This window comes from Spirillospora sp. NPDC049652 (assembly GCF_040675125.1).
Taxonomy (GTDB): domain Bacteria; phylum Actinomycetota; class Actinomycetes; order Streptosporangiales; family Streptosporangiaceae; genus Spirillospora.
Genome location: NZ_JBFAOF010000276.1, coordinates 1 through 7,947, shown reverse-complemented (window position 1 = coordinate 7,947; position 7,947 = coordinate 1). Strand labels below are relative to the sequence as shown.

The 7,947-nt window shown below is 69.7% G+C and carries 7 protein-coding genes; all 7 read right to left on the bottom strand.

Features of this window, described 5'->3' with window-relative positions:
- Nucleotides 1-911: FKBP-type peptidyl-prolyl cis-trans isomerase (locus AB0J52_RS19030; protein WP_500182915.1), on the bottom strand; the 911-nt coding region annotated here is incomplete at its 3' end.
- A gap of 175 nt (nucleotides 912-1,086) precedes the next feature.
- A complete protein-coding gene (gene pafA, locus AB0J52_RS19025; protein WP_117357641.1) occupies nucleotides 1,087-2,445 on the bottom strand; it encodes a Pup--protein ligase in 1,359 nt (452 codons plus the stop codon).
- A gap of 186 nt (nucleotides 2,446-2,631) precedes the next feature.
- Nucleotides 2,632-3,378 carry a proteasome subunit alpha gene (gene prcA, locus AB0J52_RS19020; RefSeq protein WP_500182916.1) on the bottom strand — a complete coding sequence of 249 codons (747 nt, stop codon included), beginning with the start codon at nucleotides 3,376-3,378 and terminating at the stop codon, nucleotides 2,632-2,634.
- Nucleotides 3,379-3,399: 21 nt separating this feature from the next.
- Complete coding sequence (gene prcB / locus AB0J52_RS19015; protein ID WP_500182914.1) at nucleotides 3,400-4,248, bottom strand: proteasome subunit beta; 849 nt, start codon at nucleotides 4,246-4,248, stop codon at nucleotides 3,400-3,402.
- A 269-nt stretch (nucleotides 4,249-4,517) separates the two neighbouring features.
- Nucleotides 4,518-5,681, bottom strand: a complete 1,164-nt coding sequence (locus AB0J52_RS19010) for an endonuclease VII domain-containing protein (RefSeq protein ID WP_500182913.1) — start codon at nucleotides 5,679-5,681, stop codon at nucleotides 4,518-4,520.
- 144 nt (nucleotides 5,682-5,825) lie between these two features.
- Complete coding sequence (locus AB0J52_RS19005) at nucleotides 5,826-6,035, bottom strand: ubiquitin-like protein Pup (protein ID WP_122198202.1); 210 nt, start codon at nucleotides 6,033-6,035, stop codon at nucleotides 5,826-5,828.
- Nucleotides 6,036-6,315: 280 nt separating this feature from the next.
- Entirely contained in the window at nucleotides 6,316-7,833 is a 1,518-nt protein-coding gene (gene dop, locus AB0J52_RS19000; RefSeq protein WP_500182912.1) for a depupylase/deamidase Dop, read from the bottom strand.
- Nucleotides 7,834-7,947 lie beyond the last annotated feature (114 nt).

Sequence of the window (7,947 nt, the reverse complement as noted above, 5' to 3'; positions counted from 1 at the left end):
CGCGCGGACGACAGCCTGGTGTTCGCGCGGATCCCCGCCTGCGGCAACCCGCCCAGCGGCTTGTACGCCAGGTCCGGCGGAACCGCCAGCAGCAGCCGGCTGCCGACCCGCTGCCCCACCAGCGCCTGGTCCCAGCCCTTGATCACCTGGCCGGTCCCGATCGTCACCGCGTGCGGATGCCCGCTCGTCCAGGACGAGTCGAACTCCTTGCCGTTCCGCCAGAACACGCCCTTGTACTGCAGCGCCAGCAACTGCCCCTTGCGGACCTGCGGCCCGTCCCCCTGCACCAGCGTCCGCGTCCGCAACGCCTTCGGCGCGGGCCGCTTCGGCACCGTGATCGACGGAGCCTGCCCGGCGCCACCGTCCCCGACCTGCGGCAACGCCGGGTCGCTCAGCGTCCGGCTCTGCCCGTGCGCCATCGCCGACCGCGCGAACACCCCCCGCACGTCCAGCACGTACACCAGCGTGTCGTCCGGACCGATCTGCCGACCCTGGTCCCCCGCGTCCCCGTACCCCTGCTTCGGCGGGATCTTCGCGACCACCCGGCCGCCCGGACGCGCCCCCTCGAACGCCTTCGCCAGCCCCGGCACGACCTCCCACGTCGGGAACGCCTCCGGCTGGCCCGTCAGGTAACTCGACGCCAGCAGCTTGCTGCCGTCCTTGCTCCACCGGTAGCCCACATAGTCCGCGACCACCAGGTCGCCCTTGCGCGCCCCCCGGCCCTTCCCCTTCGCCAGCACCTTCGTCGCGAACCCGTCCTTCGGCGTCCCCTTCGGAATCTTCACCTCCGGACGCTGCCCCGCCGTCCCCTTCACCGACACCTGCACGTCGGACCCGCCGCACCCGGCGGCGAGGAACAGCGGAACGGCCAACACCACGGCCGCGGACACGGCGGAGAAACGACGGCGCATACAGGGGTCCTTCACGGGCGGCACGACATCCTGGCTGGCCGATCACCCTACCGGTGGGTCACCTCACGGCAAGCGCCGCCTCACCCGCCCGCACCCCGCCCTGCCACGACCCGCGGAAGGCGACGGCCCGCGGGACGGCTCCGAAGCCGAACCCGCGGGCCGCACGCACCCGCCGTCACATACCGGCGATCAACTTGTCCACGCGCTCGTCCACCGAACGGAACGGGTCCTTGCACAGCACCGTCCGCTGCGCCTGGTCGTTCAGCTTCAGATGCACCCAGTCCACCGTGAAGTCACGCCGCTTCTCCTGCGCCCGCCGGATGAACTCCCCGCGCAGCCGCGCCCGCGTCGTCTGCGGCGGCACCGACTTCGCCTCGAAGATCTCCACGTCCCGGGCCACCCGCGCCACCGACCCCCGCTTCTCCATCAGGTAGTACAGCCCGCGCTCACGGTGCACGTCGTGGTACGCCAGATCCAGCTGCGCCACCCGCGGCGAACTCAGCGGCAGATCGTACTTGCGCCGGTACCGCTCGATCAGCTTGTACTTCGTCACCCAGTCGATCTCCCGGCCGACCAGGTCCAGATCGCCCGTCTCCACCGCCCGCAGCGTCCGCTCCCACAGGTCCAGCACCCGCTTGGCCACCGGGTCGCCGCCGCGCCGGTCCACGAAGTCCTTCGCCTTCCCGAAGTACTCCTTCTGGATCTCCAGCGAACTCGCCTCCCGGCCGTTCGCCAGCCGCACCTTCCGCCGGCCCGTCATGTCATGGCTGACCTCCCGGATCGCCCGGATCGGGTTCTCCAGCGTCAGGTCGCGCATCACCACCCCGGCCTCGACCATCCGCAGCACCAGGTCCGTCGCGCCCACCTTCAGCAGCATCGTCGTCTCGGACATGTTCGAGTCCCCGACGATGACGTGCAGCCGGCGGAACCGCTCGGCGTCCGCGTGCGGCTCGTCCCGCGTGTTGATGATCGGACGCGACCGCGTCGTCGCCGACGACACACCCTCCCAGATGTGCTCCGCCCGCTGCGACACGCAGTACACCGCACCGCGCGGCGTCTGCAGCACCTTGCCCGCACCGCAGATGATCTGCCGCGTCACCAGGTACGGGATCAGCACGTCCGCCAGCCGCCCGAACTCCCCGTGCCGGCCCACCAGATAGTTCTCGTGGCAGCCGTAGGAGTTCCCGGCCGAGTCGGTGTTGTTCTTGAACAGGTAGATGTCGCCGGCGATGCCCTCCTCCCGGAGCCGCCGCTCGGCGTCCACGAGGAGCTCCTCGAGGATCCGCTCGCCGGCCTTGTCATGCGTCACCAGGTCGACGACGCTGTCGCACTCCGGCGTGGCGTACTCGGGGTGGCTGCCCACGTCCAGGTAGAGCCGCGCGCCGTTGCGGAGGAACACGTTGCTACTGCGGCCCCACGACACGACCCTGCGGAACAGGTAGCGGGCCACCTCATCGGGTGACAACCGCCGCTGACCGCGGAAGGTGCAGGTGACGCCGTACTCGTTCTCAAGCCCGAAGATGCGCCTGTCCACACAGCGAGCTTATGCGCACGGACGCCGACTTGGCAGCCTCCACCGCCCCTTGTTTCACCGGATCGGACGCGACCCCCGCGCCCCTCCGGCCACCGCCTTTACGACGTAGATCACCAAGTGGGACGGGACGGGGCCCGCCGCGACACCCCGCGACGGGCCCCACCCCACACCTCACGACACCGCGCGTCAGGACTCCGGCGAACCCTCGCCCGCACCGTCCGAACCCTCGTCCTCCGACGCGGCCCCACCCGGCTCCTCCGACAGCAACGACGACACCCGCGCCTCCGCCAACCGCCGGAACAACCGGTGCTCCCGATGCCGGTCCAGCACCGCCACCTCCAGCGAACGCGCCTCAAGCCGCCGCTCACTGTCCTGGGCCTCCAGCGAACGCACCGCCACCCGCAACGCCTCGGCCAGCGGCAACCCCTCGCGGAACCGCTCCTTCAACGCCTGCGCCACCGCGTCCGCCTGACCGCCCATCGCCAGGTACCCGTGCTCATCGGCCACCGAACCGTCGAACGTCAACCGGTAGATCTGGTCCAGATCCGCCGACTCACCGACCTCCGCCACCACGAGCTCCACCTCGTACGGCTTGTTGGTCTCAGTGAAGATCGTCCCCAGCGACTGCGCGTACACGTTCGCCAACCCGCGCGCCGTCACGTCCCGGCGGTCGTACTGGTACCCGTTCACATCCGCGTACCGCACACCGCCCAACCGCAGGTTCTCGAACTCGTTGTACTTCCCCACCGCCGCGAACGCGATCCGGTCGTAGATCTCACTGATCTTGTGCAACGCCCGCGACGGATTGTCCGCCACGAACAGGATCCCGTCCTCATACTGAAGGACCACCACACTGCGGCCGCGCGCGATCCCCTTGCGCGCGTAGTCCGCCTTGTCCTTCATCTGCTGTTCGGGCGACACGTAGAACGGCATGGACACCGGCCTGCATCCCTTCTATCGCAGCGGGGCGGTCGGACCGCCCGGCGCCTCGTAACGACCCTCGACGACGCTGCGCGCGAGCGCCCCCACCTCGTCCTCGCCCAGCCTCCGGTACCCGTCCGCCGTCACCGACGCCACCACCGGGAAGATCCCCCGCGACAGATCCGGACCACCCGTCGCCGAGTCGTCGTCCGCCGCGTCGTACAACGCCTGCAGACACGCCATCGCGGCGTCCTCCGCCGACAGGTCGGCCCGGAACAGCTTCTTCAGCGAACCCCGTGCGAACGGCGAACCCGAACCGATCGTGTGGAACTCCCGCTCCTCGTACCGGCCGCCCGCCGGGTCATAGGAGAAGATCCGCCCCCGGTCCTCCACCTCGTCGTAACCCGCGAACAACGGCACCACCGCGAGCCCCTGCATCGCCAGACCCAGGTTCCCGCGCACCATCGCCGCCAGCCGGTTCGCCTTGCCCTCGATCGAGAGCGTCCGGCCCTCACGCTTCTCGTAGTGCTCCAGCTCCACCTGGAACAACCGGGTCAGCTCCAGGCCGATCCCCGCCGTCCCCGCGATCGCGATCGCCGAGAACTCGTCCGCCCGGAACACCTTCTCGATGTCCCGCTGCGCGATCACGTGGCCCGCGGTCGCCCGCCGGTCCCCCGCCATCACCACACCACCGGGGAACGTCACCGCCACGATCGTCGTCCCGTGCGGAATCTCCTCCGCCCCGGCGCCCGCCGGCAGCGGCACCCGCCGCCCCGGCAGCGCGTCCGGCGAGTACACCCCCAGGAACTCCGTGAACGACGAGGTGTCCGGACTACCGAACAACCCGGGCAGACGCCCGCCAAGCGCATCCTGCGACGCCACGCGACTCCTTCCCTCCAGCACGACCCCGGCTGCGGCCTCGCGAAAACGACCTCACCGGCGCGGACACTAAGACCCTACTGTTCACCCCACTCCCACCGCATACCGCGAACGCCCCCAACCCGCTCCGCCCACGGCGAACCACCACCGCCCAGCACGGGCGCCCGCGACACGCCGCCACCTCGACCACCACCGCCGGACGGCCCACCCGGACCGCCCGGCGAAATCACCCTCACGACCGGCTCAGCCGCCCCCACCGGCTCACGACCGGCTCAGCCGCCCCCACCGGTCAACGCCATCGCGAACGGATCGGCGAACGGACCCCCCGAACACCACTCCGCCTCCCACGCCGCGTCCCGCATCGCCTTCCGCAGGCGCGCGTCCTCAACACGAACCCGCTCCCAGCCACCGGCCGCGATGGCCGCCGGATCCACGTCCGGAAGAGTGAACGACAACCGCGTCCCTCCCCCGGCCACCGGAACCTCCGCGATCAGCGCCCCCGCCAGGTACGCCGCCGCCCGACGAATCGTCCCCGGCTCGTCCCCGAGCAGCCCCATCCCCGAGTTGCACCCCACGCACAGCGCACCCCGAACCGCGGTGGTGTCATGGCAGTGATCGATGTGCTCAGGCTCGCGATCACTACAGACCGCGCACAGCCCGTTCTGGACGGCGATCAGGGAGTCCGCCTCGGCCTCGGTCAGGCCGTACCTCTCCCGCAGCTTGTAGTGCCGGGCCGATCCGAGGGCGGAGGCGCGACGCATCCCTCGCATCGTCTCCAGGTGTCGACGCGACCGTCCGACGATCGTCGTCGCGTCGAACTCCAGCCACAGCCGACGCGCGTGGGAACCGCGCCCTTCCAGGTAGTCGGCCGCGACCTCCAGGCGCCAGACCTCGTCCTGGAACTGCCCCAGGCCGTTGTTGCACTTGAAGCACAGCATGCCCCGGACACGTCCGACGACATGGTCGTGGTCCACATGCGAGGCGGGTGCGGCCAGGCAGATCACGCAGATCCCGCCCTGTGCCGCGAGAATCGAGTCCGCCTCCTGCTCGGTGATCCCGTACCTGAGCTTGAGGAAATAGTTCCGGGCGCTGCCGTGGTTGAGCGCGCGATTCTCCGCACAGACCTTCGAGTGGCACGGTTTGCAGTAGCTACCGATCCCGTCCCGTGAGGCCCGGTTCCTGGAGAAGGCGTCGAGGGACTTGATCTCCTCGCAGCGGGGGCAGAACTTCATCCCTTCCGGGACGCGCCGACGCGGACGGTAGGGCCTGACTTCCGTGCCCTCTTTGGCGGCCCTCCTGCGCTTCGACTCCGCGTTGCGGACTCCGAAGCACGTTCTGCAGTAGAGGGCCAGCCCGTCCTTGGACGCCTTGCGCTTGCAGAACTCCGTGACGGGCTTCATCTCGCCGCAGTCACGGCACTCCTTGAGAAAGGTCATCCCACCCACCCACCCCCGGAGAAGGCTCCGGAATTCGAAGGCGCGAACTGTGTCCCGTCAGGCCGAGACTAACAGCTCACACGTTCGAGAACACGCCTTTGACCGTTCGAGCGAATCCCTGGTCCAGCATGTCCGTTTTGCCCATCATTGTCCGCCTTTTTGGACGAAACCCCTGACGAATTCTTCTGCGTTCTCTTCCAATACTTCGTCGATTTCGTCCAGAATTGCGTCGACATCGTCGGAAAGCTTTTCCTGCCTTTCCTGGACGTCGCTCTCCGGGGCCGCCTGGGTCTCCTCGACCTCTTCGGTGCGGTGGGTGGTCTGCTTCTGACCGCCGGTGTCCTTCGTGGCCATATCCCGTACCTCCACTTTGCCGGTACCCCCAACCCTATCCCCGATCACTGGCGGCGAGCGGGCACCTACGCCCAGGTCAGAACGGGCGGCCGGTGCGGGGGGCCTGGTGGGGTTATCGCCCGTCCGCGAACCACTGAAACGGGCATACCGGGTCACGAATCCGCGTCGGTCGGCGGCGTTCCGTGACCTCGCGCGCGGCGGCCGGACGCAGGCTCGCGCGGCCGGTCACAGGCGCGCGGAAGGCCCTCCCGGGCGTCCGGGAGGGCCTTCCACGGGTTCGTCAGCGCTGGCCGGTGAGGGTGGCGACGAGGTCGGCGGCGGTGCGGCAGCGGTCGAGCAGGGCGCCGACGTGCTGCCGGGTGCCGCGCAGCGGTTCCAGGGTGGGGACGCGCTGGAGGGACTCGCGGCCGGGGACGTCGAAGATGACCGAGTCCCAGGACGCGGCGGCGACGGAGTCGGCGTACTGGGAGAGGCAGCGGCCGCGGAAGTAGGCGCGGGTGTCCTCGGGGGGTTCCTCGACGGCGTGCTGGACCTGGTCCTCGGTGAGGAGGTGCTCGATGCGTCCGCGTGCGGCCAGGCGGTTGTAGAGGCCCTTGCCGGGGCGGATGTCGGTGTACTGCAGGTCGACGAGCTGGAGGCGGGGGTGGGACCAGTCGAGGCCGTCGCGGTTGCGGTAGCCCTCGAGGAGTTCGAGCTTGGCGACCCAGTCGAGTTCGCGGGAGAGCTGCATGGGGTCGTCGCCGAGGCGGTGCAGGACCGACTCCCAGCGGTCGAGGACGTCCTTGGTCATGTCGTCGACGTCGGCGCCGAAGCGGTCCTCGACGTACTTGCGGGACTGCTCGAGGTACTCCATCTGGAGCTGGACGGCGGTCATCTTGCGGCCGTCGCGCAGGGTGAGCAGGTGCCTGCAGGTGGGGTCGTGGGAGACGGCGCGGAGGGCGGCGACGGGCATGTCGACGGAGAGGTCGACGGTGAGGAAGCCGTCCTCGATCATGGCGAGGACCAGGGCGGTGGTGCCGAGCTTGAGGTAGGTGGAGATCTCGCTCATGTTGGCGTCGCCGATGATGACGTGCAGGCGCCGGTACTTCTCGGGGTCGGCGTGGGGTTCGTCGCGGGTGTTGATGATAGGGCGTTTGAGGGTGGTCTCGAGGCCGACCTCGACTTCGAAGAAGTCGGCGCGCTGGCTGATCTGGAAGCCGTCGCCGCGGCCGTCGACGCCGATGCCGACGCGGCCGGCGCCGGTGACGACCTGGCGGGAGACGAAGAAGGGGGTGAGGTGCCGGACGATGTCGGCGAAGGGCGTCTCGCGCTTCATGAGGTAGTTCTCATGGCAGCCGTAGGAGGCGCCCTTGTTGTCGGTGTTGTTCTTGTAGAGCTGGATGGGGTGGGTGCCGGGGACGAGGCCGGCGCGGTGGGCGGCGTCGGCCATGACGCGCTCTCCGGCCTTGTCCCAGAGGACGGCGTCGAGGGGGTTGGTAGTCTCGGGTGCGGAGTACTCGGGGTGGGCGTGGTCGACGTAGAGCCGGGCGCCGTTGGTGAGGATGACGTTGGCGAGGCCGAGGTCCTCGTCGGTGAGCTGGGTGGGGTCGGCGACCTCGCGGGCGAGGTCGAAGCCGCGGGCGTCGCGGAGTGGGTTCTCCTCCTCGAAGTCCCAGCGGGCTCTTCTGGCCCGTGCCGCCGATGCCGCGAGGTAGGCGTTGACGACCTGGCTGGAGGTCACCATCGCGTTGGCCCCTGGCTGTCCGGGTACGGAGATGCCGTACTCGGTCTCGATGCCCATCACCCGCCGAACACTCATATCGTCGAGCCTATCGGGGCGGGCGGGGTGGAGCCATGGGGCCGGGGTCCGGTGTTGCGGCGTGGTGGGTTTCGGTCGGGCCGGGTGGGGCGGGCGGTGGCCGTTGCCGGATGG

Excerpts from the sequence above, each read along its gene's own strand:
- prcA (WP_500182916.1), bottom strand. The coding sequence starts at position 3,378 with ATGCCGTTCTACGTGTCGCCCGAACAGCAGATGAAGGACAAGGCGGAC.
- AB0J52_RS19010 (WP_500182913.1), bottom strand. The coding sequence starts at position 5,681 with ATGACCTTTCTCAAGGAGTGCCGTGACTGCGGCGAGATGAAGCCCGTC.
- AB0J52_RS19005 (WP_122198202.1), bottom strand. The coding sequence starts at position 6,035 with ATGGCCACGAAGGACACCGGCGGTCAGAAGCAGACCACCCACCGCACC.
- dop (WP_500182912.1), bottom strand. The coding sequence starts at position 7,833 with ATGAGTGTTCGGCGGGTGATGGGCATCGAGACCGAGTACGGCATCTCC.